Below are 26685 nucleotides of genomic sequence, written 5' to 3'. Positions count from 1 at the left end.
TCAACTCGGAATAGGCAGTATGATCACAGAACCAGGACAAGTGTCTGCTGCTGCAAGCGGACCTGTTATTCTAGCCAAATCTCCGTCTACCGGAGCAGGCAATGTAACGCCAAATTCCCCGTTGCTGCTTACTTTTGATGAGAATGTGTCGAAAGGCACAGGCTCTGCAGCAATTACAATTCGAAAAAGTGATAATGATGAGGTATTCGAGTCCTATATTGTATCTTCTGACAGCCGGGTAGCCATTAATGCATCCAGCAGAAATTTGGTTACCATTACGCCCAGCAAGCCGTTTGTTGTGAATGAAAGATACTATGTCATTATCGACGCCGGAGCTTTCAAGAATGAAAGCAACAATGTCAATTTCAATGGACTGACAAGTCCAGCAGATTGGAATTTCAAGACGGTGGAAACATTAGACACAACAGCGCCGACAGCAGTTGGATTAGAGCCGGCTAATGGGGGGACCGCAATAATCGGAGCACCGCTCTCGATTCAATTCGACGAGCCCGTATATGCCGCGGGTGGGACGATAACGGTAACGAACGTCAACCAGCCGAGCGACTTTCAAACAATTAGCGCCATTTCGAGCAATGTTACCGGCAACTCAACGGCCAAAGTAACCTTTGCGTTAAATAATGCTTTGAAACCAAGCAGTACTTATGAAGTGCAAGTATCGAACGGGGCATTTCAAGACTTGACCGGCAACAAATTCTCTGGTGTCAGCGCAGGTCAATGGAGATTTGCCACTGCAGCGCCACCGCTAGGAGCAGCTGTTCTTCAGCCTGCGGATAATTCTTCTTCAGTCAGCGTAGCAAGCAACTTCGTTATAACGTTTCCAGTTAACGTTGCGGTCAATACCGGGAATATTAGGATCAATGCGATTTCGGACAATAGTACGGTCCAGACCATAAGTGTTGCTTCATCGAATGTAACGGTTAATGGCGGTGTTGTTACGATTAACCCGCCAGCGGATTTGGCCGGCAAGAAGGGATATTACATACTCATCGATCCAGGCGCCTTCAAGGATGCCAGCAATGGCGCGCTCCTATTCGAAGGCATCACTGCTGCTAATGATTGGAACTTTGAGACTGATTATGGCGATGATACTACTGCTCCGACACTTGCCTCGGAACGAAAGCCGGGCAATATACAGACAACTCCGGCAGTCGATATAGAGATGAACTTCAGCGAGCCGGTCTATCCCGGTTCAGGCAATATCGTTATCAAAACCAGTAATGGTGCTGTAGTGGCGAGTATTCCGGTTACTTCAAGCAAGGTTACGGGCGGCGGTACGACAAAAATTGCAGTGAAGGATTCCAGTGTCGTACTGGTGAACAACTCCAGATACTACATTCAGATAGACGGGCAAGCCTTCCAGGACGCAAGAGGCAACAAATTCGCCGGTATTACCGGTAGCACGGACTGGCAGTTTACAGTATCGCAAGATACGGACAAGCCTTCCCTGATCGCATTAACACCGACAAACAATGCCAAGGATGTAGCGATATCAAGCATAACGCTTGAGGCCTTGTTCAGTGAGCAGATTCAATTGGGCACAACGCCGATTGTACCGTCTGTTACGATTAAACGCGCTGCAGGAACAGACAACACTCCAGTAACGACGAAGCTTTCTATTGATCCGCAGAATAGCCGGAAGCTGCTCATTAAGCCGGATACGGCACTGGCCTCTTTTACAGATTATTATGTGGAGATGGCAGAAGGAACCGTTACGGATCTGGCGGGCAATAAATTTGACGGCATTCTTAACCGGGCGCAATGGACCTTTAAAACGGTTAACTCAGCCAATGGCGCTCCTGTTATTTCGAAGGCTGAGGTGCTTGGCAATTCAAAGATCGTGCTCACATTCAATGAAGGACTGGACGCGAATTCAGTCCCAGTGCCTGCCAACTTCTATGTTACGGTTAACGGCGCAGGGAGATCGGTGACAGCAGTGCAGGTGAGCGGACAAGCCGTTACATTGACACTCCAAGGGACGATTTCGACTGGTCAAGTGGTGAAGGTATCCTATTCAGCAGGCACGAAGCCGATACAAGATTCGACGGGAACGCCGGCGGCTAATTTCCTGGATCGCGACATTACGAACAACCCTGATAATACGCCGCCGAGACAGCTTAACGGTACGGTGAATGGCAATACGATTATTCTTAATTTCAATGAAGATCTGGAGCAGGTGTCTTCGAATGCCAACAGTCAATTCTCCGTTTATGTTGGCGGCTCTTATCGTTCGATCAATCAAGTGTCCAGCAGCGGGAAGGTCATGTTTATTACGTTCAATGGCAATGCCGCAGCAAGCAATGAGACCGTTTCCCTGTCTTATTATGCCGCTTCCTATCCGGTGAAGGATCTGGCGGGCAATAATCTTGCATCATTCAGCAGCTTTCAAATTCAGAACGGGGTGGACAACAAGCCGCCTGCTCTGCAGTCAATGACAACGTCAGCGAACCAAATTACGCTGGTGTATGATGAGTCGCTGAATTCGGCTTTTGTACCTCCAACCAGTGCATTCACAGTAACAGTCAATGGTACAGCGCGCGGAGTCAGCTCGGTTAATGTATCCGGAACATATGTCATTCTGAATGTAAGCCAGACCATTAGCTCAAGCGACTATGTTGTCGTTTCATATGCTGTCAGAACACCTGCCTTGTCTGATTTTGGCGGCAACTCTGCTCCAGCGTTCACGAATATGACGGTCAATGGAAGCAACTCGTCGAGCATTAGTTACACAGGAGCAATTGCCAAGGCAGGGGTAATTACAGTTACCTTCACTGAAGCATTAAATAGCGCCTATGTTCCGTCATCATCGCAATTCTCCGTCAAGGTTAATAATGTGACAAGACCGATATCGTCGATATCGATTAACGGTACGTCGTTGACCATAAATCTGTATACGCCTGTAGCCATAGGGGATACAGTGAAAATGAGCTACTCCACCTCCGGCATTACGCTGAGAGGAACAGGAGGGGTGCTCGTCAGCGCCTTTACCGATATTAATGTAGCTAACCAGACCTCCTGGACGGATAATGTAGGCGGCGATTTTGAGGCTGCTGCAGGCGGCGGGCTATCGATCAAAAAAACGGGTGCTACGACAGTCAGCGGCATTTCGCCTGCTGGACGCTCTGCCAACCAGTATGAGCTGACGGCGGAGAAGATCACGCTGGCCTATAGTGCGGTTCGTTCTGCAAGCGGCATGCAGCCAAGAGTAGTTTTTACCGTACCGGATAATGAGAATGCGGGAATTGTCGCGGTATCGCTCAAGGCGCTGGAGGATGCCAAGAATGCTGCTCCATCGGCGTCCTTTGCCGTGGTTTACAAGGATGCGACTTACGAAATTCCGCTGAGCGCGCTGGACTATCGCCAATTGGGACAATTGATGAACGCCGCTGGGCCGGTCGGACAATTGGTTTTTTATATCGATACGAATGCAATTGGCATGTCCTCTCAGCTCACTGCGGCATTGAACGGCTCCGGCGCTCAGCTGCAGGTTAGTCCGGTTAGCTTTGAACTGGCAGTGAAGAATGGCGGACAGTCCAAGTCAATCGATAGCCTGAATGGCTATGTGTCGCGATCGATAACGACTGGCTCGACTCTTGACCCAAGGCAAACAGCGGTCGTCTGGCTGGATCCGCAAACGGGCAAAGTATCTTATGTGCCAACAACAGTAACACAGGAGAATGGCAAATCAGTCGTCACCTTTAAGCGGAAAGGCAATAGTGTGTACGCCATCGTGAAGGGTGGAGTGAAATATACGGATATTGCTGCGAAGCACTGGGCACGCAATGATATTCTGCTTATGGGCAACAAATACATCGTGGAAGGTAGAACTTTAACGACGTTTGAGCCTGACAAACCGATTACTCGCGGTGAATTTGCTATGTTTATTGCCAAGGGACTGGGGCTTTCCGGCGATAAGCAAGCAGCCGGCAAATTCAAGGATGTGAACACATCCACTTCGATGGCAGCCTATATCGGAGCGGCGTCGAATGCGGGCATCGTGCAGGGAATGACAGATGGAACCTTCAAGCCTAACAGCCTTGTTACACGCGAGCAGATGGCGTCGATGATGGTTCGGGCGGCTAATGCCGCCGGAAAACAAATAACGCTCTCCCAGACGCAAAGCGAAGTGCTGAAGCGGTTCGCGGATAATAAGAAAATTGGCACATGGGCGCAAGGGGATGTGGCCAAGGCTGTTGAAGCCCGGATTATTAACGGAATGTCGGCGAATACATTCGGCGGCAAAACGAATGCGACGCGCGCGCAGGCTGCCGTTATGACGAAGCGTCTGCTCGAGTACGTGGATTTTATTGATGTTTAGAACACATGGTATAACAACAACAATTCTATAAGTCTTGCAAAAAAGCTATCCGGGTTTTGAGCCGGATAGCTTTTTCTTTTCGGTCTCTATATATTGATAGGAGTCTTCTATCGCCGTAACTTTTCACCATCTTTATGAGTCTATAACTAATAGACTTCGAGATAGGAGAGTTGCGAAAAACAATGCGTAGAATAGATGACAGCAAGATTACTAAACGTGGTCGTACAGGAACAACAAATAAAAGATTGATCGTACTAACGGTTGGAGCAGCTTTAATGTTCCAGCAGTTGGCGGCATCAGTGCCGGTTATTGCGGCAGCCAGTGGAACAACGAGTACAGCTCAAACGGAACAGAATGCCGCTCTGCAGCAGATCATCAAGCAGCGTGAAGAAATCATAACATCGGGCGCCAAGCTTGTCGACTATGCGTGGTTGAACAAATCGGGGAGCAGTCTGGAGCGAACCAATATTCATGTAATCGAGATTGACTTGAGCAACCCGTATGTTCGTCTTGATGTGATGAATGGGAAGCAGGGGACGGTTACAGGCAATGGATCCGTAGCCAGCATGGTGAAGAGCACAGGCGCTGTAGCCGGCATCAACGCCGATTTCTTCAACACCTCCAGCGGAAAAGGAACGCCGATCGGTCCGCAAGTTACGAGCGGGACGCTGTTAGCGAGTCCTTCCAAGCTGAAGGGGATGTATGCTTTTGCAGTGACGAATGATCGCAAGCCGATTATCGATCAATTTGCTTTTGAAGGAAGTATTATGGCTGGTGATGGATCAAGCTTCGAACTGGCAGGCATCAATAAGGCCGCTTATCGGACAGATCCGGATGAGGCCTATAGCCACGTCAATGCGATGTATATCTATACAAGCGCATGGACAGTCACTAGACCGGATGTCAAGGATAGCGCTTCAACGCCTACAGAAGTGCTGGTCCAGGATGGAGTCGTTGTGCAGATTTCAGAGAATGCCCTGCTGCCGATGAATCCGCCTGACAATGGCTATATTCTGCGCACGCATGGCAAAGCAGCCCAATATGTACGCGAGCATCTGCAGCCTGGACAGAGTGTCTCCGCTTCCTACAATCTTGTCTCGCAATCTACCGGAGAGAAAGTTGATCCTGCCAGTTTGCAAATGCTCGTTGGCGGACATACGATTCTAGTGGATCAGGGAAAGGCTTCGGCATTCTCGCGCAGTGTAAGCAGCATAAGTCCGTCAGCTGACCGTGCAAGAACGGCAGTCGGTTATTCCAAGGATGGCACGAAAGCGATGCTCATTACGATCGAAGACAGCTCATCGAGCCAAGGCATGACGCTTGCCGAGCTGCAGAAGGTAATGGTTCAATTGGGCATATGGAAGGGCACCAATCTGGATGGCGGGGGCTCGACAACGATGATCGCTCGTCCGCTTGGAGATTTCGATGCGAAGCTGGCCCATGCCACTGAGTATGGCACGACGCAGCGTCTCGTAGCCAATGGAATCGGTGTATACACCTCTGCGCCGCAAGGAGAGGTGAAGGGGATCAAAGTGAGCGGGCCTGAGGTGCTCTTCATAGGCCAGCAGGCAACTTACGGGACGAAGGCTTATGATGTCCACTACAATCCGGTAGACCCTGGCGCAATGGCATCGACATGGCACACGGCAGACGGGCTGGGTACATTTAATGAAAACACGTTTACGGCAGCCAGAGCAGGGAATTCGTCGATAACGGTCAAGTCCGGAGCGGCAAGCGACAAGCTTCCGATCGAAATTATTAGCGGCAGCCAGATTTCGCAAATGACGGTCGATGCCAGCTCGCTTGTATTGGAGCAGGGCAAAACGATAACGGTTCCTGTCCGTGCAGTCCTGAACGATGGGCGGACATTGACGGTTCCATCCTCGTCGGTCAAATGGGAGCTTAAAGGGTTTGGCGGCAGCATAGCTGGAGATAAGCTGACCATTGGCGAGGTGAAAGCAGGCGTCGAGGCAGGTTATGCCATAGCGAGGTACGATGGTTTCTCGGCAGTGGCCGTACTTGGCGCAGGCGCGGACAAGAAATTTGATGATTTCGAGAAGCCTGCCTACCCAATTACATTCTTTAATACGAATAATGTAACGGGATCTGTCGAAGTCGTCAAAGGTCTGGGAGGCCGCGATACATCTGGTGCGCTTAGACTGAGCTATGATTTCACGAACGGGACTGGTACAAAAGCAGCATATGCTGTACTGGGAGCTTCGGGCCAGAAGCTGGAGGGCAAGCCTTCGGCTATGACAATTGAAGTGCTGGGCGATCAAAGTTTGAACTGGCTGAGAGCCGAGTTTATTGACAATAATGGCAAGGCCCATCTGGTTACAATAGCATCTCAGATTGATTGGTCCGGATGGAAGCAAATTAAGGTCAATCTGCCTGCGGAAAGCATGGCCTATCCGGTTGCGTTCAAGCGTCTCTATGTCGCATCCATCGAAGAAGGCCAGGATGAGCGAGCGCTTAGCGGCGAAGCTGGCTTCGATAATATCAGCTTCCAGTATCCCGCAGCAGTACCGGAGCCTAAGCGAACAGCAGTTCAGCTCAAGGTAGGCTCCAAATCGGCCAAACTGGGCGGCCAGCCGTTCAAGCTGGACGTTGCTCCGCTGTTGCTTAATGGCACCTCCTACTTGCCGCTTCGCTTCGTTGCAGATGCAATGGGCGCCCAAATCAATTGGGAGCCTGCCATGAAGCGGGTTACGGTTCTGCGCGGAGACAAGCTGCTGGAGATGTGGATCGGCCGTGAAGAGTTTCTTCGCAACGGGGTGCGAATGAAGGCTGAGGTGGCTCCTATAACTCGGGGCGGACGGACATTAGTCCCACTTCGCCTTGTATCCGAGCAATTAGGCCTGACTGTTAATTGGGAAGGGAAAACGGGAACGATTACCGTCGAATGATATAGGCGCGACGAGGCTATTTTATGATATGATAGGATCTAGAAGTTATAGAAGAAAGTAGGCCGAGTCTACGTGGACTATCGAATTAACGATATTGATCGCGTCATATCTAATGCGGTTCTCGTGATGGAAGAAAGCAAGTATCAAATATTTGAAATTTGCGAGTCCGCACGCAAGGAATTGCAGTCACTTGGTCAAGAACTCAATCAGGTTATCGTAGAAACGGCAGAGGTGATTGAGAAGGTCGATAAGCTGGAGATGGCTTATCGGCTTGCGCGGATCAGATTGACAGAAGTGAGTCGTGATTTCGTCAAATATAGGGAAGAAGATATTAAATCCGCCTATGAGAAGGCGACGCATCTGCAACTGGATCTCATGGTATACCGGGAGAAGGAAGGCTATCTCAAGACGCGCCGGGACGATCTTCAGAAGCGGGTTCGCAATGTCGAGCAATCGATTGAACGGGCGGAGACGATTGCCTCTCAGATCAACGTGGTGCTGGAATATTTGTCCGGTGACTTGAATCAAGTGACACGTATTCTGGAATCGGCTAAAAATCGACAGCAAATCGGTTTGAAGATCATTCTCGCTCAGGAGGAAGAGCGCAAGCGGATCGCTCGGGAAATCCATGACGGTCCTGCACAATCGCTCGCAAATATAGTTCTTAGGACGGAAATTGCAGAAAGAATGCTCGTAAAGAAGGAATTTCAATTAGTACAAGAAGAATTAATAGATTTGAAGAGACAAGTACGCTCTGGTCTCGAAGAAATTCGTAAAATCATTTTTAACCTGCGTCCAATGGCCTTGGATGATTTGGGGTTGATTCCGACTCTTCGCAAGTATATACAAGATTTCGAGGAGAAAACCAAGATTCGGACGATATTCGACACAGTCGGAAAGGAAATGAGATTGCCTTCCGCGATGGAAGCGGGAATCTATCGAATGGTTCAGGAGGCGTTCAGTAATGCGTTGAAGCATGCGAACCCCTCTTACGTTGCTTTAGAAGTTACGTACCAAGCGCAGATAGTTAAAATTATCATTAAGGATAACGGTATTGGATTTCACGTGGATCTCATTGAATCCCGGGCAAAAGACAGCGCGAATTTCGGATTGATCGGGATGCGCGAGAGAGTCGAACTCCTGGAAGGGAGGATGGAGATCGAATCGGCCATTGATGAAGGGACGAAAATCGTGATCCATATCCCTATCAACGCGGAAACCAGAAAGGAGTAATTGACGATGGACCAAAAAACAACGACCGGCAAGCGTAAAATTCAAGTGCTTATCGCTGACGATCATCAACTTTTCCGCGAGGGGCTGAAACGGATTCTCAACATGGAAGATGACCTCGAAGTCATCGGAGAATGCAATGACGGCATTCAAGTGTTGGAATTCTGCAATCAGACCAAACCAGAAGTCGTACTGATGGATATTAATATGCCGATCGAGAATGGTGTTGTCGCAACTGAACGTTTACGCGATATGTTCCCTGACGTGAAGGTCATTATTTTATCCATACATGATGACGAAAGCTATGTGTTCGAAACATTGCGCAAGGGTGCATCAGGTTATTTGCTCAAGGATATGGAGGCAGAGGCATTAATTAACGCTATTCGTTCGGTTGTAGGCGGTCACGCTTACATTCACCCTAAGGTGACGGGCAAGTTGATTAATCAGCTGCGCCGCATGACGTATCTGGACGAGATCGGTGCAGTATCTGGAGCCGCCGCCGGACGCGAGGCCGGGGTGAAATTTATTGCTGGCGACAACAATCCGCTCACAAGACGTGAGGCAGAGGTGCTGCGCTTGATGGCAGAAGGCAAGAGCAACAAGCTTATTGGCGAATACTTATTCATAAGTGAAAAAACGGTCAAAAACCATGTTAGCAGCATTTTGCAAAAAATGGAAGTGGATGACCGGACGCAAGCGGTTATTAATTCAATCAAGTTTGGTTGGGTTACGCTGTAGCGTTGGCATGTTTTACATACAAAATGAGGAGCTTCTGCATTTTTGCGGAAGCTCTTTTGCGTTATTAATCGTCTATTATTATGCTGACAGCTGGTGTCCGCCGCATGCCGGGACACGCAGTTGAACAATTGATTGGTAAGGGGAGATTAGAAGATGGCCAAAAACCCTGTTGCAGTCCTGTTGCTTGGCATTATTCCAGGACTAGGTCATATGGTGGTGAATCGAAAGGCAAGGGGCATTATTTATCTCATGCTCGTTCTGATGGCCGCAGGTTTTGGATTTATGATCGCGGTTGCAGACAATGATGGAATTGCATTTGTGATAGGATTGTTCATTGCGGGTGTTATTTGGGTCATAAATCTGCTGGATTTGATGATTTACTTGCTGCTGAGAAGCGGCCGTTCTGTTGAATCGGCCATACATAACGAGAGCATGCCTCCTGCGTTTAAAGCAGGTGGAGACGCTCCTGCAGGGAATGTTCTCCCGCTAACAGATCCATTCGCAGCTGCGGGGGGAGGAGGGAGTTATTCAGCCTCCTTTGCTCAAGGAGGAAGCGGTGCAGCTGCGTCCAATATGCAGGGAGCTCTCTATGATAGCGGCTATGCACGAGGCAACGGATCCGGGCACTGGAGTGGAGAGCAGCCATCCCATCGTGTGGGGAACGACTCGGGTGAACGTTTCTTTACGATTCTGCTCTCGTTTCTGCCCGGCCTTGGACATTTGCAGCTCGGTCTGATGAAGCGCGGCTCGACGCTCATGATCGGTTTCTTCGGCCTGCTCGCGATGATTGTGTTTGTATCGGTATTGTCGAACGAGGAAGACTTCCTGATCTTCCTGCTTGCTCTTCCGATTGTTTGGCTATTTGGCTTGTTTGATGCCATTCGGCATGTACAGCGCAAGCAGTCGGGGGAGACGCTTGTGGACCGGACTATCATTGATGATTGGGACGAGCATCGGCAAGGAGAGGGACGAAGTCAATGGTTCACGGTAGTGCTGTCGATCATGCCGGGAGCGGGCCATATGTATATGGGGCTGCAGAAGCGCGGCTTGCAGCTGATGGGGAGCTTTCTGATCGCGATCTATCTGCTCAATATGCTGCAGCTGACGCTGTTTCAATTTCTTGTTCCGCTGCTCTGGTGTTATTCGTTCTTCGATGCGCTGCAGCTGCAGTCCCGTTATAAGGCAGGGGAGCGGGAACCGGAGGATGTGCCGATTGTGGATTGGATAGTGCCTAAGCAGCGCTGGATCGGTATCGGACTGCTTGCTCTGGGGTTATATTATATTGCGGATCGGATACTGATCACGTATTTGGAGCGGGTCATGCAGGATTATATGTTTTCCTATAATCTCAGGTATTACTTCAAGACAGGAGTTACAGCTCTCCTGCTCATCGGCATAGGTGTGAAGCTGCTTCTTGGCGGCAAATCCAAGGGAGGCAGCATGCAACCATGAGAAAGCAGTGGAGAGTTGGAACGTGGTCGATGGGTGTTGCGCTGGCAGGCATGGGTATCCTGCTGGTCGTATCGCATTTTAACGGTACCGAGGGTCTGGATCTGGGACTGTTCTGGTGGCCGCTCCTGCTGGTGGTGCTCGGTATTGAGGTAATGGTGTATCTGTGGCGAAGTCAGAGCGACCAGCCGGTGCTCCGGTATGATCTGTTCAGTATTCTCTTCATCGCTATGATTGGCTCATTCAGTATTCTGCTGACAATGGTAAGCACGACGGGGATCTTCGAAGAAATACGCGGTGTCGTCAGTGCGAGGGAATACCGTGTGGAGGCGAAGGCGCTTCACGTGTCGGCCGCCGGGATTGAACGGATTGTCGTGCAGGGGGATTACTACTGGAACGGACAATTGGAGGTCGATCCTGGAAAAACAGGTCTGAATGAGGTTCATGCTTTCGGTTCATGCCAGTACGAGATTGGCAGAGATGAGAAGCCTCCTTCTACTGTTGAGCTTGCGGGCTCCAATGTCATTGGCGATACGATGTATGTGACCGTGAAGAGTCCTGACCGGCAGCGGCTGCTGCTTGAGCAGCGTGTTCCTTTATGCAAGCTGATGATCGTAATACCCGGTGACAAGCAGGTTGATATTGCACGAACTATGAATATCACATTGGCTGCTGGCGCAAGCCTTCCTGCGGGGTGGCGATTTGTCGGAGGATAAGGATAGCTGGCTGCGAGCTGGCGGATCTCGGATAGAAGAGCGCAGAGAGGATGGGGGGAGAAGGAGTAAAAGCGGCAGTTGGGTTGGCGCCTTTTTGCGTGATTGTCCATGATATACGGAACCCATGGGCGGCCTGTGGCATATCATGTCACAAAAAGGAGGTGGCTGCCATGATTCAGATTCTGCTTGGAATCCTGGGTTGTTACACCTTGGCTGCTGCAGCCGTGCATATGTGCTCGTTAATGGCGCTGAAGCGCGAACGCGATACGAGGCACTATGTGCTCATAACCGGCAATGAAGAGCTGCAGATGGAGATGTATATGCGCTCGCTGCGGCGTTTCTCGCATGGAACGGGAACCGCAATAAGGGTCACGGTTTTGGATCATGGTTGTGAGGATGAGACGATGGGCATCGTCCGCTGTTTTGCGAGAAGGGGAATGGATGTCTGTATCAAACCATGTGAATCATTCTCCAGGAGCTTGAGACGGCTGGATTATTTTGCGCGTGAGCTGGGACATCGTCCGGGGCAGGGATGGAGTGAGGGGGATTGCCCTCCTGAGAAGGAGGGTAGCTGCAGAACAGATAAATCGCAGATTATCGCGGGGAATGGCCCGAGACGAACAAAGGCGGGAAGGGAATCTCTCTGGGCAAAATGGCAACGCTTTCGGAATGCGAAGCCCTCTCCTCAGGAGCCGATGAAGGATTCCAAGGAGAATAAGGAAGTCATGAGGCTGTTGTGGCTCCTCCAAACTGAGGGGATTGTAACAGAATCGGATCATGCAATACTTGTGAATTTGGGAGATCCCGCCGATTTGTCGAAGCTGCCACTCTAGGAGAAGCTTTGCAAGGGGGGAGATATGCCAGCTAAGAGAGCTGAAGGAATTGCTAAACCCGGGAGGTCAGGTTATAATCACATTAATTGTATCCATCGACGAGTGAAGCACACCCGTATGGCTGTCTAAGGCAGCTTGCGGGTGTTTTTGTTTTGTAGGGAGGGGGATGAGAGATTGAGGGTTGCTCTATATGTTGTGCTGTTATCGGCAGGATCGAAGGCCATGTGGTCCATTGCGCCGGAGGTGGATCAAGCCTATTGGCTGGATGCGCAGTATCGCGGCGAGGCCGAACGGATTTTCCGGCAGCAGCCTTCGCCGCTTGCGGAGGGCTTATTGCTGTGGCCGGAGCTGCTGCCGCTGGGAATTGCAGCGGCAGTTGCCGGGCAATGGCCGGCAGGGGACAATGAACCGCCAGATGAGGCGGCGGTTCGAGCTGCTCTTGAACGATTAGTCAGCGACGCTTGGGTGGCGGATGCTGGCGGAGGGGCGGCGGCTCAGCGAGCGCCTGTGGCGCGTGCTGAGCTTGTACGCGGCGCGTCCGAGCGCGGCGTGGACCGCGAGGATGCGCGAGCGCTGGCGGCGCGGGCCCGCCGCGCCGCTGCGCTCCTGCAGGGACGAGCGCTGCTAGGCAGCGAAGCGCTCGCCCTGCTTGCGGCCGCGGACGCGGCCGGGCCTGCCGCTGGCGCAGCGCAGGCCCCTTGGCGCGCGGCAGCGCCCGCGCTCCAGCTGGCCGCGCTGCTCGGCCAGCTGCGCCTGGGCGGCGCGGTAGCCCCGCAACCGCAGCCCCGGCTGCTGCGGTGGCCGCTGGCGCAGCGCGCGGGGTCGCGCCGGCTGCTGCGCTGCCAGCGCTGCGGCAGCGGCGAGGCGCGCATGCGCCGCACACCATGCGCCATATGCGGGCGCATGTGCAACTACTGCGAGGCATGCCTCACCATGGGCCGCAGCCGCGAGTGCGGGCTGCTCATCCTCGGCATGCCGGCACACAGGGCTGCTCCGCTGCAGCAAGCAGCTCCCGCATCCGGCAGCTGCAGCGAGCGGCTTGACCGCTGGCAGCTCAGTCCTGCTCAAGCGGCTGCCGCTGCGGCCGCGCTGCAATACATCGAAGGCGGGTATCCAACGAAGCAGAAGAGCTTCTGGGGCAGATTATGCAAGTCCCTATGGGGTGCAGGGGAGAGGCGCAGCGCTGCTCCGGATACGCTAGACTCCGCCAGGCGCCAATTTCTGCTATGGGCAGTAACAGGAGCAGGCAAGACAGAGATGATCTTTCCGCTATTAGAGGCCTGCCTGGAGAGGGGAGGGCGCGCTCTCGTTGCAACCCCGCGGCGTGATGTCGTGCTGGAGCTTGATCCGAGAATACGCCGCGCATTTCCCCGGGCGAAGGTTGTGACACTCTATGGCGGCAGTTCCCAGCGCTGGGAAAGCGGGGAGATAACATTGGCGACAACCCATCAGCTTTTTCGCTTCAGGGAGGCGTATGATCTGGTTGTTATCGATGAACTGGATGCGTACCCCTATCACAACGATCCGATGCTTCACTATGCGGCGTATCATGTCTGTGCCTCAGGAGGCTGCACGATTCTGCTGTCGGCCACCCCTCCGGCAGAGCTCAGAAGAGCGGCCGATCAGCGGCGTCTTGCGCATGTCCGGGTACCTGTCCGGTTTCATCGATATCCGCTTCCGGTTCCGGTTCGGATTCGGATTCCTGCTGTCATGCAGCTGCTGCAGCTTAGCAAGCTGCCTCGAAGGCTCGTCCAGCCGTTGAAGCAGTCTATCGATCGGGGAGCTCAGCTATTTATGTTCGTACAGCAAATCCGTCATGTGGGGCCGCTGGTACAGCGATTGCGCTCGGCTTTTCCTCATATTTCGATAGACGGCACCTCATCCAAGGATCCGGAGCGATCAGAGAAGGTGGTTCGATTCCGCGAGCGGAGCATTCGATTATTGGTAACCACAACGATTCTGGAGCGTGGAGTGACAGTGCCCAGAAGTGATGTGTTCATTCTGGATGCAGACGGCAGGCTGTTTGATGAAGCATCCCTCGTGCAGATGGCTGGACGAGCCGGAAGATCCAAGGAAGACCCGGCAGGCCGTGTTTACTTCTGCGCGCCTGCCTACAGCCGCTCCCAGCAATCCGCAATCCGGCAGATTCGCGGCATGAACAAGCTGGCGCAGCGCAGCGGCTATTTGCTCCCCAAGGGAATGCAGCCTGCGAAGCTGCCAATCGAAAAGTGAAGGGAGGACAAGCGTACTCCATGCTGGCGCTATGGAACAAAGTCTGGCGATCCATCCCCAGGGCAGCAGAAAGCCTTGCAGCGCTGCTGCGGCCTTCTGCCTATACTTGCCTTCAATGCGGAAGGAAGGATCATTTTGCTGCAGCTTCAATCCCCTTGCTGTGCAGGGAATGCCGGGATTCCATCCCCTGGATTGTTCGCATTCATTGCGCGGTATGCGGCCGCCCGGACAGCTGTGGAGATTGTGCGCGGCGGCATGTCGCAGCTTTTATTTGCAACCGCAGTGCTGTGCGATACAACGACACCATCAGACAATGGCTCGCGCTCTATAAATACCGCGGGCATGAAGGGCTTGAGCCGGTGCTTGGCGATATGCTGCTGACCGCGTACAAGAGACTGCTTCAAGAGATGGACAATCGTCAAGAGCGCTTTCGCATAGATGCTGTCATACCGGTTCCGGTAAGTCAGCAGCGGCTACAGGAGCGCGGCTTTAATCAATCAGAAAGGCTGGCCGGATATATCGCGCAGCATGATGCCATACCTTTGCTCGACATACTTCGCCGGACGCGGCACAGCGGAAAACAAAGCTTCAAGACGCGCGCAGAGCGGCTAACCGACTCAAGGGGGCTTTTTGCTGCAGAAGAGACCGCCGCATTGCAACTGTTTGATCTTAATCCTGGGAGGAGGCTGCGGCTGCTTATTGTAGACGATATCTATACGACAGGCAGCACGGTGAGTGCTTGTGCCGAAGCGATAAGAGAAGAATTAAAGAAGCACGGGTCCGCCATCCCCGCCGAGATTTATTCGATAACTTTAGCCCGTTCCTAGCGAATCGATTGCAGCAAAGTAAAAAAATAGGATGAAATCTGTCGTTTAATCAGTTAAAATAGAGGCAATATCTTATTATGTTGCACTGGAGGGGGGCAATAGGACATGGGTCTCGATAACTGTCCGCGTTGCGGAAAGCTGTATGCTACAAATTTCCGTGATGTCTGTCCGGCTTGTATTAAAGATATCGATGAAGAATACCGGCTTTGTTCCGAATACTTGCGCAAGCATAAGGGAGCAAGCATACATGAGGTATCTGAAGAGACCTCGGTCTCAATTAAACAAATAACGAAGTTCATCCGCGAAGGACGGATTTCTTTGATCGGGGTGCCTAACCTGGCCTATCCGTGTGAAGTTTGCGGCACACTGATCCGGGAGAACACGATGTGCATCAACTGCAGATCGCGTTTGGTGCATGATATTAACAAGTCTCCGGGCTCCAAGGGTGCGGATGAATCGGAAAAACCGCCGTCCTCAGCAGGGGCAGCATATCGGATTATGGATCGTTTGCGCGATCGCAACTAAGACGTATTATTATTTCTATTAATTTTTATACAAAAGTGCCGATAATACTCTTATACAGAGTAATCGGCTTTTTTAATTGGTGTCGGACCGTGGAGGGATTAACAATGAAAATTAATGAAACGCAACGAATTGGCGGGGTGAACCCCTATCAGAAGCAGAACGAACAGCGCGCCGGAGGCATGGGCCGCAAGCGGCAAACCGACGAAGTGCAAATTTCGGCGGAAGCTCAGGAGATGCTCAGCTACAGCCGTGCGAGCAACGCGGAGCTTAGCAAGCGGATAGAGGATTTGAAGGAATCAGTCAGAACGGGAAGCTACCATGTTGATTCAGGGAAGATCGCAGAGAAGATTTGGCCGTTCATCAAATAGATAATACAGCAGAGTAGGGTGATTCGCGTGTCATTTCGTCAGTTAATGGAGACGCTTGAACAATTGCATTTGCTCTATACGGAGCTCTATGAGCTTGGACTTGTGAAGAAAGACCAGGTTGTGAAGAATCAGATTAACGACCTGACAGCGACGATTGCGAAAGAATCCAAGGTCTTAAAGCAAATTTCAGAGAATGAGACAGTTCGGCGGCAGACGCTTATTGAGCTGCAGCGGGAGATGGGTGTCCGGCCCAAGCTGTACATTACGCTAACCGAGATCAGCCGGATGCTGTTCTCGGTGGAGGACAAGCAGGAGCTGGGCGGGATTCAAGGCAAGCTGACCGAGATCGTAGCAGCGCTTAAACCGCTTAATGAACTGAACCAGCATCTTATTCAGCAATCGGTAGCACTTCTGGAATTTTCGCTGGATCTGCTTGTAGGCTCTCCAACAGAAGAGGTTACCTACCAGAATCCGGCGATGCACAATGGCAAACAAAACCGCAATGGATTATTCGATACGCGCGCCTAAGCGCAGGAGGTTGAAGGATGAGATCAACATTTCACGGACTGGAAACTAGTAAACGCGCCATACTAACTCAGAATGTAGCGATGCAGACGCTTGGGCATAATATCGCGAATGCTTCGACCGAGGGCTATACACGGCAAAGAGTGAACCTCACGGCAACACGTCCGATTGAAGCCCCGGGATTAATGAGAAGCAATGCTCCAGGGCAGCTTGGCACAGGAGTACAGTATGAGAGCATCGAGCGCGTGCGCGACTCGTTTCTGGATCTGCAGTATCGCAGGGAGAATCAAGGACTTGGCACTTGGAAAGTTCAGGATCAGACGCTGCAATCCATCGAGAAGATTATTAATGAGCCTTCCAACAGTGGATTGCGTGCTGTTATGGACAAGTTCTGGAATTCTCTTGAAGTGTTGAATCGTGACCCGGCTTTGCTTAGTGCGCGTATTGATTTGATCGGATCGGCAGTCAATCTTGCGGATACATTGAAATATATGGATACATCGCTTAGTACAGTAACCAGTGATATTACCTCCAATATCGATAAGAAGGTTGTTGAGGCAAATGGATATATTGAGAATATTGCCCAACTAAACGAGATTATCCGGAAGACCGAGGCGGTTGGCGACAATGCCAACGATTACCGCGACCAGCGCGATGTGCTTCTCGACAAGCTTTCCTTAATTTCAGATGTAACGTTTGCTGAATCAGTAGATGGTATGGTGAATGTGATCTCCGCTGGGGTGCAGGTAGTGGATGGGACGACGGTCACTGCCCTCACGGCCGGCAATGCGGCTGCTGCTACAGCAGGCGAGTTGGCTGGTTATATCGCTTCGCAGGCTGAAGTTACCAAGGTGAAGGATCAGCTCAATGCGATGGTAAACACGTTGGTGAATGGACAAGTAACAGTGAAGTTGGAGAATGGCTACATTCCGAATGCCAATATTACAGCACTGAATGCCGTCACTTTGGAGGATGGAACCGTTATACCTGCGGGAGCGACCATCGCAGCAGGCTCTAAGATCAAAAGCGCGGTTGAGCTGCAGGTTAACGGATTTAACGGACTGCATGAGCTCGGGTATAGTTTGTCCGATCCTGCGCAATCAGGCATTCCATTCTTTATTACATCCGATGGAAGCTCAACTTTCAATATAGCTAATATTCGCGTTAACCCTGATATTGTGCAGGATACCAGCAAGGTCGCTGCTTCAGGCAAATATGAGGTTAATGGATCAGGAACGAAGATTACGATAAAAGGCAACAGTGATATCGCTCATGCACTCGGGGGATTGAGGGATAAGGTGTTTAATTTTCCTGCTAGTATGACTTCGCTCTCCAGTGGAACGACCGATGACTATTTCCGGGCACTTACTGGTGATCTTGGAATACGGGCCTCGAATGCGACCAGGAATATGAAGAATCAGCAGGATTTGACCGATTCAGTCGCCATGCGCCGTCAATCGGTAAGTGGTGTTTCCTTGGATGAAGAAATGTCAGACATGATTAAATTCCAACATGCTTATAATGCGGCTGCTCGCAATATGACCACAGTAGATGAAATGCTGGATCGTATTATTAATCAAATGGGCCTTGTTGGCAGATAGGAGGATAATTCATGCGCGTTACGGGAATGATGCAGAACATTCAACTGATGAAGAATTTAAGAAATACGAATTCAAACATAACCGAATGGCAGGATAAGCTTGCAACAGGCCAGCGAATCCACCGTCCTGGCGATGATCCTGTCGGTATTGGATATCTGATGAGATATAATAGCGAGTTGAACAGAACGGACGAGTTTCTCGAGAATGCGAGGACTGGAAGCGGCTGGCTTCGCACCATGGATTCGCTTATGCAGCAAACTTCAGATATATTGAAGCGGGCTAGAGTGCTGACCCAGCAGGCTTCGACCGGAACGGTGCCAGCGGATGCCAGGGTGCAAATTGCCTCAGAGATGAGACAGCTCAGAGAACAGCTTGTTACGATTGGCAATAGTGATTATAGCGGCAGATATTTGTTCAATGGTCAGAAGACAGATATACCGCCCTATACGGTCGCAGGTGCGGAAACAGAGCAAACCGATCCTGGTGTTTACTATCTCAGTGTCAGTGCTTCCGTTACTGTTCCTGTCAGCATTACAGGGGAGAAGATATTCGGTGCTGCTGGAGCGGCGGACAATATGTTCAAGGTGCTGAAAGATATCGCGACACATCTGGACAATAACGATCAGAACCTCCTTCTTCAAGACTTGAAATTAATAGATGACACCTCAAATCGGCTGTCGTTGTCGTGGGCTGAGATCGGTGCACGTATGAATCGCTTCGATCTTGTGGAGAATCATCTGCTTGATGAACAGATTGGATTAAAGGAGCTCCGATCTGAAGTTGGGGACGTCGATATGACGGAAGCGATCACGGAACTGAAGCTTAAAGAGAACGTACTTCAAGCAGCGCTCTCTACTGGTGCGCGAATCATGCAGGTTTCGCTAATTGACTTTATCCGATAAAGTCGGAATGATGAGGGACTGTATATGACGATTCCATCACATGTTTCAGTTTCCACGGGCAGTGTATATGTTCCGTTGCAGGATATGCACATCGCCCGAGTACAGCCTGATGTCAATGCGAGATATAATGCCGCGGAAATGTCGATTACGACTCGAAATCCTGATATAGAGGTCGATTGGCAGCCGGTTTGGGACAGCATTGGGCTGGAGAATCTAATGAGCTATATGCGGAATACGTGGGCTCGTGAAGTGGGCCAATCCTTTGAGACTATTGCTCAGATAGCCAGGGATGGCGACCAGGTAGCACGAAGCGTAACGTCCGGTGAGGATAATGTATTCGGAAGACTTGGTGTCGATAAATTCCATCGAAATAGAGAAGTTGAAACCAGACTAGTGCTTATGCCAGATACCATGCCAAAGTTTTCGGTAACGATTTATAAGCCGGATATTCGCATCGAGCCGCAGAAGCCGAACGTGGATCCGATTGAAAGTCGTCCAAGCGTGAGCTTGAAACCATTGCAAAACACTCCAAGTGTGTTTATAGACCAACGCATATAACTGCGTGGAAAGGTCGTATAGGAGAGCTATGATAACGATTGATAGTACAAGATATGGGGAATTGACGGTCAGTAAGGAACAGCTGTATGAATTCCCGCAAGGCATAGTCGGATTTTCGAATATCGATCAATATGCGCTGGTTCCATTTGCAGATACGGATTTCTTCGTCTTGCATGCTTTATCGGAAGAAGTCAGTTTTATTCTGATCCCGGCAGCAAGGGCGAAGAGTAACTATGCGTTTGAGCTTGCTCAAGAGACAGTTTTAATGCTTGAAGCCAACAAGCCCGACGATGTAGTGCCCTTCTTGATCGTGAATATTATCGGTGACGTTCCCCACATCAACTTGAAAGCGCCAATTCTGATTGTTCCGAATTCGCTGAAAGGCTGTCAATATGTGGTCACACAGCCTTCTTATCCGATCCGTGAACCATTGGTGTATGAGGACATGAATCATGCTGGTACTTAAGCGCAGAATCGGTGAAGTAATTAGAATCGGCGATGATATCGAAGTTCATGTTCTTGATGTTGAAGGGGATGTTCTGAAGCTAGGTTTTGTCGCACCCAGGAATGTCTCGATTATGAGATCGGAATTGTACGAAGCCGTTCGCAAAGAGAATATGGATGCGGGAAGCCACGGTGAAGACCCCAAACATTTATTGCATCTATTAGGCAAGAAGCCGAAGGATGAATAATACATCATACCTAAGGGAGGCGTGAACAATGCTGGGCCCAATTAATAGAATGGATGCAACAAATTCTCGTGATTGGAATCAGGCAGCTATGGGGACGGCGACAAGCGCAGACAAATCTACATCCGAGAGTACAACTGTCCAGATAGTTAAAGAAGAGAAGCAGCAGTTGGAAGAGAGTCAAGAAAGCCAGAAAGAAAAGATGTTCAAAGAGATTGAGAAGTTGAACGAACAGATGAAGGCAACGAATAGATCCTTTCGCTTCAAGTACAGTGAGGAGGCGGACAAGTTCTACGTTCAGGTTATCGATGTAAGATCTCAGGAAGTTGTGGAGAGTTTGCCTCCTGAGTACATGATTGATCTTTCTGCCAAGCTCAAAGAGCTTATCGGTCTGTTCGTGGATAAGAAACTCTAATTGCCTAAGAAAGGGTGAGTTACATGTCAATCAGTCTTACAGGATTATCCTCTAACCTGGATACAGCTGCGATGTTAGATAAGCTGATGGAGTATGAGCGTCTGCCTTATGACCGAATGAAGGAAAAGAAAACAAATCTAGGTTCAGAGCAAAATATTTTTCGAACCATCAATACAAAGTTAAGTACGCTGCAAACGGCAGTGTCAGATTTGCTTCTGGGCTCCAATTTCAATTTAAGCTCGGCGACAAGCTCGGACGAAAAAGTCGCAAAAGTGACAGCGGCTGAAGGAGCGACAACCGGTAATTTTGATGTGACGGTGAATACTCTTGCCAAAAGTCATGCGATCAAATCTGCGAATATAACGAGTGCCAGTACTTACTTGAAGGGCTCCGTATTTACGATTGATCGTGCGGGATTCCCTCAAATTTCGATTGATACCTCAGTTGCTGCAGCTGGTTCGACTAATGGTGAAGTATTGGAGTATATCAAGAATCAGATCAACTCGCAGGATTCAGGCTTGTCGGCGTCCATTATATCTGTTTCCGACACGGAGAAAGTACTGCTTCTATCTTCGAAAGAAACAGGTCTGGACAATAAAATGAAGCTTTCCGGCGGGACCGGAGGCATTGAGCTTGGCGGTACTTCACTCGCTGGTCTGGGTATCTCCGATGTAGATGGCGCCAATCAAACTCAAGCAGCGGACAATGCCACACTGACTGTTAATGGGGTCGATATCACCCGCAGCAGCAATAAGATAAACGATGTTATAAGCGGAGTGTCGCTGAATCTATTGTCGACTGGGGCATCGCAAGTTAACATTGCGAAGGATACCGATAAAATAGCTAGCAAAATTGAGGCTTTTGTTACTGCATACAACGATGCAGTAAACATGGTTCGAAATAATCTTACCAAGCCAACTGACAAAACAAAGATGAATCCATTACAAGGCGATGCGATGCTAAAGGATGTCAGTGACAAGCTGTATACTATCTTTAACCGAATCAATGCTAATGCAGCAGATATTGCCGGTGGCGCATCGCCAATCAATATGATGTCGATCATTGGTTTGGAGATTGATAAAGGAATCACATCAGGCACCTTGATGACAGGCAAGATCTCTTTTGATAAAGAAAAGTTTAAGGAGAAATTCAACGAAGATCCTAATGCAGTTATGGACCTGTTCAAGCGTGATGATGCTGTTGATTCAAAAGACGGTATTATGCAGGTGCTGAATACTCAGCTAAAAGAGTGGACAAGCACTGCAAACGGGTTGATGACGAGCAAGATCAAGGGATATGATTCTGAGATTTCGGTCATAGACGATCGGATGGAAGCGATGGATTTCCGTCTTCAGATGAGGCAGGATAAATTGAAGAAGCAATTCACCGCTATGGAAGTTGCCTTATCGAAACTTAAAAGCCAGCAGAGCTGGATGACAAGCCAACTAGCTGCGCTGCAAACAACGGCGAAGAGCTGATTCTAGTATAGAAATCAAGGAGATGACTAACGTGCAGATGCCGAATAAAGCGGGATATCAAGCCTATCAGAAAAATAGATTTGAAACCGCATCTCCTCACCGCTTAATACTGATGCTTTATGAAGGAGCGCTGAAGTACGTTGCGCAGGCCGAACGATCACTTAAGGATCAAGATATCGCCGCTTCCAATCGGATGCTCCAGAAAGTTCAGGATATAATCTATGAATTAATTTCGACTTTGGATATGAAGCAGGGCGGTCAAATCGCGGTTAATCTCCAATCGCTCTATTTCTATATCATCGAATGTCTGGTTCAAGCCAATCTTCAGAAGGATTATGAGAAGCTTCGCGAGGTTGTTGATATACTTCAAGGTCTCAAGTCGGCTTGGGAACAGATCGGGAAGGAAGTTGCGCTTGGACAAGCATAGTATGCTCACTAAGCTGCTGCAGATACTGGAAGAAATGAAGTCTATCAGTGAACAACAATATACGTTGATTGCAGATGATATGGAGGAGGAAGCGTTGCACCAGTTTGCAGCGCTTGCGCTTCATTGGGAGAAGCTTTCTCTTGAAATGGACAGTATTGTTGCAGAGGCAGAGCTCGAACAGCAGACATGGAGATCCAATCCGGAGATTCGCACACTTCTTGAAGAAATGAATGACAAGACAGTCTTGATGAACAGCAAGCTTGAGGGCATTGCCGCAAAGACGATCCAAGGGATTGAGGGCGCCAGGAAGCAGCAGACAGCAGTCCGCTCCTATGGCGGGATGAATTCGATGGATGTCGTATCGTTATATTTTGATCAAAAGCAATAATTTTCTGTTTTTTTTCGGAAGACTATAAAGTAGCGGATATGATCAGCCGATAATAACTATGTAGCCACACGGAAGTGGCTAAAATAACCTATCATGGAGGATGAACAACTATGTCTATGTACATTAACACGAACGTAGCAGCAATCAACTCCCACCGTAACTTGGCTTCGAACAACACTACGATGGGTAAAACAATGGAAAAACTTTCTTCCGGATACCGCATCAACCGTGCAGCTGATGATGCTGCTGGTCTTGCAATCTCCGAGAAAATGCGTTTCCAAATCAACGGCTTGAACCAAGCGCAACGTAACGCACAAGACGGAATTTCCTTGCTGCAAACGGCTGAGGGTGCACTTACTGAAGTTCACTCCATGCTGCAACGTATGAATACGCTCGCTAACCAATCAGCGAACGGAACATACAACAGCGCTGAAGACCGTGTAGCACTTCAAAACGAAGTTACACAATTGGCTAATGAGATCAACAACATCTCTGCATCCACTAACTTCAATGGTATTGATCTTCTGAAAACAGGAAATACCATAACGTTCCAAATCGGTGTAACAGAGGCGAACACGCTTCAAGTTACGATGCAAACGATGACGACTACTGCAATTGGTATCGGTTCGATCAGCGTTTCTTCGGAAACAGGTGCTCGTTCTGCTCTTGCACTGATCAAATCCGCTATCGTACAAGTTTCCCAACACCGTGGTAAGCTTGGTGCGGTTCAAAACCGTCTTGAGCACACGATCAACAACTTGGGCGTAACTTCTGAGAACCTGGCTGCTTCTGAATCCCGTATTCGTAATGCAGACATGGCGAAAGAAATGACCGAGTTCACTCGTAACCAAATCCTAGTTCAAGCAGGTACTGCAATGTTGGCGCAAGCAAACTCTGCACCACAAGGCGTACTCAAGCTGTTGGGATAATAACAATTTCGAAAAAACCTCCAGTCTTCGGACTGGAGGTTTTTTTTTCTATTTAAAACAAGCTCCTAGCAACCGATATAATATATACGTATGGACTGAAATTCAAAAACCGATTAAAGGTTGTGTGATGGATGCAAATCTGGGTAGATCAACAATTGCAGGATGTTGATAGCGGCTCGTTACTGACATTGAATAATTTTTGGAGTAAATTCACAAAAGAACTTTTCTCTTCAGGAAGGTTTATCCATTATGTTCAAATAAATGACGATGTGTTTTATGACGGATATGAGTCCATTATTCGTGAAAATTATGAGCATATTAATAAAATTGCGATATACAGTATCCAACAAGCCGACGCGCTCAAAGAATCGCTCGAAGAGCTGTCGAGTTATATTAGCAGGATGATTGCCTCAACAGATCAAGTGGCCTCTCCATTCTATGGAGAGCCGCAGCAGGAAGACTGGGATCTCTTCCAGCAATACTGTGCAGGATTGGAATGGATGCAGCAGACAGCAAGTTTTTGCTTGGCGATCCAGACGATTGAGCCGGAAATGGTACCTGTTATGAAACGGATTGAGGCATTCGTACTTGATACTCTATCAGCTCTCAAGTCGCAGCTGGAATCAGAAGACTGGACGGCAATTGCAGACATCATCTCCTATGAGAGCCTAACAAATCTGGAGGAGCTCTTGACATCGTTGAAAGGTGCTGAAGAGCATGCGTAAATACGCGGCCGACAACTTGCTTTTATTACGGCAAGATTATAAGAATGTTTATGATCATTTTCGCGGCCTTCAGCGGGACGCTGCTAAAGTCGAAGTAGAACTCGCAAAAAACGGAATGGCGAATGTGACCAGAGTACTGGATGATCGGTCGGTGCGTCTGTACAGCCAATATGATCCGGTTATCGAATGTTCGAAGTGGCTTGAACAGGTTTCTACTGAGATTGAAGAGAAGGAACATGTGTTAGTGTTTGGTCTGGGTTTGGGCTATCATCTAGAAGCACTGCTATCGAGATTTCCAGAAAAGAAATTTTATATTTATGAGCCTGATAATGAGATTTTTATCTCCTATATCGAAGTTCGAGATATGCGGCCTGCGCTGAAAAACAAAAGCATTGCTGCACTTGCAATAGGGTCTGAGACGAATGTTATGTATGGTATTACCAAAGCGATAGCGACCAATACCAACAAGGGCTTCGCCTTTATCACAATACCTGTTTATCAGCGATTGCATAAAGAGTTGTTGGCCAAGCTTCGCAAAGAGGCGGAAGCAGTTCTATTGGATTACCGCTCTAATCTGGCTACTGTCCATGGTTTTCGAGAAGAATGGCCGAGGAATATCATTAAAAATTTTGTGCATATTTTACGCACGCCGGATATATCTTTGATGAAAGATTCATGCAAGAGTATTCCAGCAATCATTGTTGGCTCGGGTCCATCATTGAAGGACGATATTCCAATGCTGAAAGAAATCCAGCATAAATGTATGATCATTTCTGCAGGGACTAGTGTGCAGGCTCTTGCCCATCATGGGATTACACCGGATCTCGTTGTTTCTATCGATGGTGGACATTCCAACTATGTTGCGTTTGAACATATAGACTTGACCAGCATACCATTGCTATATTCATCCTTTGTTCATTATAAAATACCAGAAAAAAAACGCGAGGAATCGCTCTATGTCGGTATTGGTCTGGATACGATTACACCTTACCTGATGAATAATGCTGATGAAGCACCCGTGTTCTATTCGACTGCAAGCGTTACAGGGACGTCGATTCAAGCGGCGAACTATCTTGGCTGTCACCCTATTGTATTCACAGGACAGGATATGTCCTTCCCGAATGACAGTTTTTATACGGAGGGTGTCAAGCACATTGATATAGAAAAGCAGGAACGTACGGTATCCGGAGCGAATGAATCGGTCCCCAATGTTAGTGGTGGAACTAATCGAACAACCAAGAAGATGATTACTACATTGAATGATTTGGAAGCATTGCTCAAGGCTTTCAACAATCAAACGTATATTAATGCATCGCGATATGGAGCGGTAATAGAAGGAACGACTTTTAAGTTGCTGGAAGATTGGGCTAGAGAGTATCCGCTAGATACGAAGTTGGAAAGACACTGGTTTAAAGCCAAGATAGCTGAATTGAAGTGGAATAAAAGCGGTCGGGTTGCCGCTGGGTTGAAGCAACTTAAACAGTTGGAATCGGAGTTCTGTCATATGGATGAAGAGTTGTCCCTGCTTATTCACCATTTGGAGCAGCTTCAAGAGCAGGATTCCTTGTCGAAGGATAAGCGAACTTATCATGTACAGCAGGTTGAGCAACGCTGGACAGAGATGTCCTCGACTGTTTTCTTTGAAAAGGTGTATTCCGTTCCGATTAGGGCTCAAATTATGGTGTTTCAGCGTCATGTGCCTGAGATTATTAATGAAAATGACCTGGTCGAAAAATCCAAATTGCTTGTTGAACATCTAGGTCGGCTTGTTCGGCAAATGAAAGAAGTTACGCCAAAGTTATTAAATTGGACGAGAGAGACCATCGAAACGGCAGAGGTTTTTTTGGTTGAAGATCAGAGGACGACAATCCCTTCCTAAGGAGACACT

Annotated in this window: 24 protein-coding genes; all 24 read left to right on the top strand. The window is 49.2% G+C overall.

The features are described from left to right. The first annotated feature begins 19 nt into the window (after nt 1-19). The 24 genes from K0T92_RS09640 (at nt 20) to K0T92_RS09525 (ending at nt 26676) form a co-directional block, all read left to right on the top strand. On the top strand, nt 20-4336 hold the full coding sequence (locus tag K0T92_RS09640; RefSeq protein WP_219872252.1) for an Ig-like domain-containing protein: 4317 nt from the start codon (nt 20-22) through the stop codon (nt 4334-4336). Between the two features lie 182 nt (nt 4337-4518). Continuing rightward, entirely contained in the window at nt 4519-7242 is a 2724-nt protein-coding gene (locus K0T92_RS09635; RefSeq protein ID WP_219872251.1) for a stalk domain-containing protein, read from the top strand. Nucleotides 7243-7314: 72 nt separating this feature from the next. Further along, the gene (locus K0T92_RS09630; RefSeq protein WP_219872250.1) at nt 7315-8475 is read left to right on the top strand and encodes a sensor histidine kinase; all 1161 of its coding nucleotides are present in this window, start codon (nt 7315-7317) and stop codon (nt 8473-8475) included. Between the two features lie 6 nt (nt 8476-8481). Next, nucleotides 8482-9210 carry a response regulator gene (locus K0T92_RS09625; protein WP_219872249.1) on the top strand — a complete coding sequence of 243 codons (729 nt, stop codon included), beginning with the start codon at nt 8482-8484 and terminating at the stop codon, nt 9208-9210. A 153-nt stretch (nt 9211-9363) separates the two neighbouring features. Further along, nucleotides 9364-10662, top strand: coding sequence for a hypothetical protein (locus tag K0T92_RS09620; RefSeq protein ID WP_219872248.1), 1299 nt, complete (start codon nt 9364-9366; stop codon nt 10660-10662). Continuing rightward, entirely contained in the window at nt 10659-11375 is a 717-nt protein-coding gene (locus tag K0T92_RS09615) for a hypothetical protein (RefSeq protein WP_219872247.1), read from the top strand. The genes K0T92_RS09620 and K0T92_RS09615 overlap by 4 nt, the downstream gene beginning before the upstream one ends. A gap of 170 nt (nt 11376-11545) precedes the next feature. Beyond that, on the top strand, nt 11546-12208 hold the full coding sequence (locus K0T92_RS09610) for a glycosyltransferase family protein (RefSeq protein ID WP_219872246.1): 663 nt from the start codon (nt 11546-11548) through the stop codon (nt 12206-12208). Between the two features lie 222 nt (nt 12209-12430). Beyond that, nucleotides 12431-14440 (top strand): helicase-related protein, encoded by a 2010-nt coding sequence (locus K0T92_RS09605; protein ID WP_219872418.1) that lies wholly within the window; start codon nt 12431-12433, stop codon nt 14438-14440. 20 nt (nt 14441-14460) lie between these two features. After that, a complete protein-coding gene (locus tag K0T92_RS09600; protein ID WP_219872245.1) occupies nt 14461-15267 on the top strand; it encodes a ComFC family protein in 807 nt (268 codons plus the stop codon). Nucleotides 15268-15372: 105 nt separating this feature from the next. After that, nucleotides 15373-15792 carry a TIGR03826 family flagellar region protein gene (locus tag K0T92_RS09595; RefSeq protein ID WP_219872244.1) on the top strand — a complete coding sequence of 140 codons (420 nt, stop codon included), beginning with the start codon at nt 15373-15375 and terminating at the stop codon, nt 15790-15792. A gap of 104 nt (nt 15793-15896) precedes the next feature. Further along, nucleotides 15897-16160 carry a flagellar biosynthesis anti-sigma factor FlgM gene (gene flgM, locus K0T92_RS09590; protein ID WP_219872243.1) on the top strand — a complete coding sequence of 88 codons (264 nt, stop codon included), beginning with the start codon at nt 15897-15899 and terminating at the stop codon, nt 16158-16160. 27 nt (nt 16161-16187) lie between these two features. Further along, nucleotides 16188-16688: a flagellar protein FlgN gene (locus tag K0T92_RS09585; protein WP_219872242.1), complete on the top strand. Its 501-nt coding sequence runs from the start codon at nt 16188-16190 to the stop codon at nt 16686-16688. A 17-nt stretch (nt 16689-16705) separates the two neighbouring features. After that, nucleotides 16706-18286 (top strand): flagellar hook-associated protein FlgK, encoded by a 1581-nt coding sequence (gene flgK / locus K0T92_RS09580; protein WP_219872241.1) that lies wholly within the window; start codon nt 16706-16708, stop codon nt 18284-18286. 11 nt (nt 18287-18297) lie between these two features. Continuing rightward, complete coding sequence (gene flgL / locus K0T92_RS09575; RefSeq protein WP_219872240.1) at nt 18298-19188, top strand: flagellar hook-associated protein FlgL; 891 nt, start codon at nt 18298-18300, stop codon at nt 19186-19188. A 24-nt stretch (nt 19189-19212) separates the two neighbouring features. After that, nucleotides 19213-19746 (top strand): DUF6470 family protein, encoded by a 534-nt coding sequence (locus tag K0T92_RS09570; RefSeq protein WP_219872239.1) that lies wholly within the window; start codon nt 19213-19215, stop codon nt 19744-19746. A 28-nt stretch (nt 19747-19774) separates the two neighbouring features. Further along, nucleotides 19775-20212, top strand: a complete 438-nt coding sequence (gene fliW / locus K0T92_RS09565) for a flagellar assembly protein FliW (protein ID WP_219872238.1) — start codon at nt 19775-19777, stop codon at nt 20210-20212. Then, entirely contained in the window at nt 20199-20438 is a 240-nt protein-coding gene (csrA, locus tag K0T92_RS09560; RefSeq protein ID WP_219872237.1) for a carbon storage regulator CsrA, read from the top strand. Before fliW ends, csrA begins: the two co-directional genes overlap by 14 nt. Nucleotides 20439-20466: 28 nt before the next feature. Beyond that, nucleotides 20467-20850 (top strand): flagellar protein FlaG, encoded by a 384-nt coding sequence (locus tag K0T92_RS09555; RefSeq protein ID WP_219872236.1) that lies wholly within the window; start codon nt 20467-20469, stop codon nt 20848-20850. 23 nt (nt 20851-20873) lie between these two features. Next, complete coding sequence (gene fliD / locus K0T92_RS09550) at nt 20874-22328, top strand: flagellar filament capping protein FliD (protein WP_219872235.1); 1455 nt, start codon at nt 20874-20876, stop codon at nt 22326-22328. Nucleotides 22329-22365: 37 nt separating this feature from the next. Further along, nucleotides 22366-22755, top strand: a complete 390-nt coding sequence (fliS, locus tag K0T92_RS09545; RefSeq protein WP_219872417.1) for a flagellar export chaperone FliS — start codon at nt 22366-22368, stop codon at nt 22753-22755. Next, nucleotides 22742-23143 carry a hypothetical protein gene (locus K0T92_RS09540; protein ID WP_219872234.1) on the top strand — a complete coding sequence of 134 codons (402 nt, stop codon included), beginning with the start codon at nt 22742-22744 and terminating at the stop codon, nt 23141-23143. Before fliS ends, K0T92_RS09540 begins: the two co-directional genes overlap by 14 nt. A 110-nt stretch (nt 23144-23253) precedes the next feature. Continuing rightward, nucleotides 23254-24072, top strand: coding sequence for a flagellin N-terminal helical domain-containing protein (locus K0T92_RS09535; RefSeq protein WP_281423133.1), 819 nt, complete (start codon nt 23254-23256; stop codon nt 24070-24072). Nucleotides 24073-24203: 131 nt separating this feature from the next. After that, nucleotides 24204-24797 (top strand): hypothetical protein, encoded by a 594-nt coding sequence (locus tag K0T92_RS09530; RefSeq protein ID WP_219872233.1) that lies wholly within the window; start codon nt 24204-24206, stop codon nt 24795-24797. Then, nucleotides 24790-26676: a motility associated factor glycosyltransferase family protein gene (locus K0T92_RS09525; protein ID WP_219872232.1), complete on the top strand. Its 1887-nt coding sequence runs from the start codon at nt 24790-24792 to the stop codon at nt 26674-26676. Before K0T92_RS09530 ends, K0T92_RS09525 begins: the two co-directional genes overlap by 8 nt. Nucleotides 26677-26685 lie beyond the last annotated feature (9 nt).

The organism is Paenibacillus oenotherae, assembly GCF_019443105.1.
Lineage (GTDB): Bacteria > Bacillota > Bacilli > Paenibacillales > Paenibacillaceae > Paenibacillus_Z > Paenibacillus_Z oenotherae.
The sequence above is the reverse complement of the archived record's forward strand: the minus strand, read 5'-3'. Positions and strand labels throughout refer to the sequence as shown.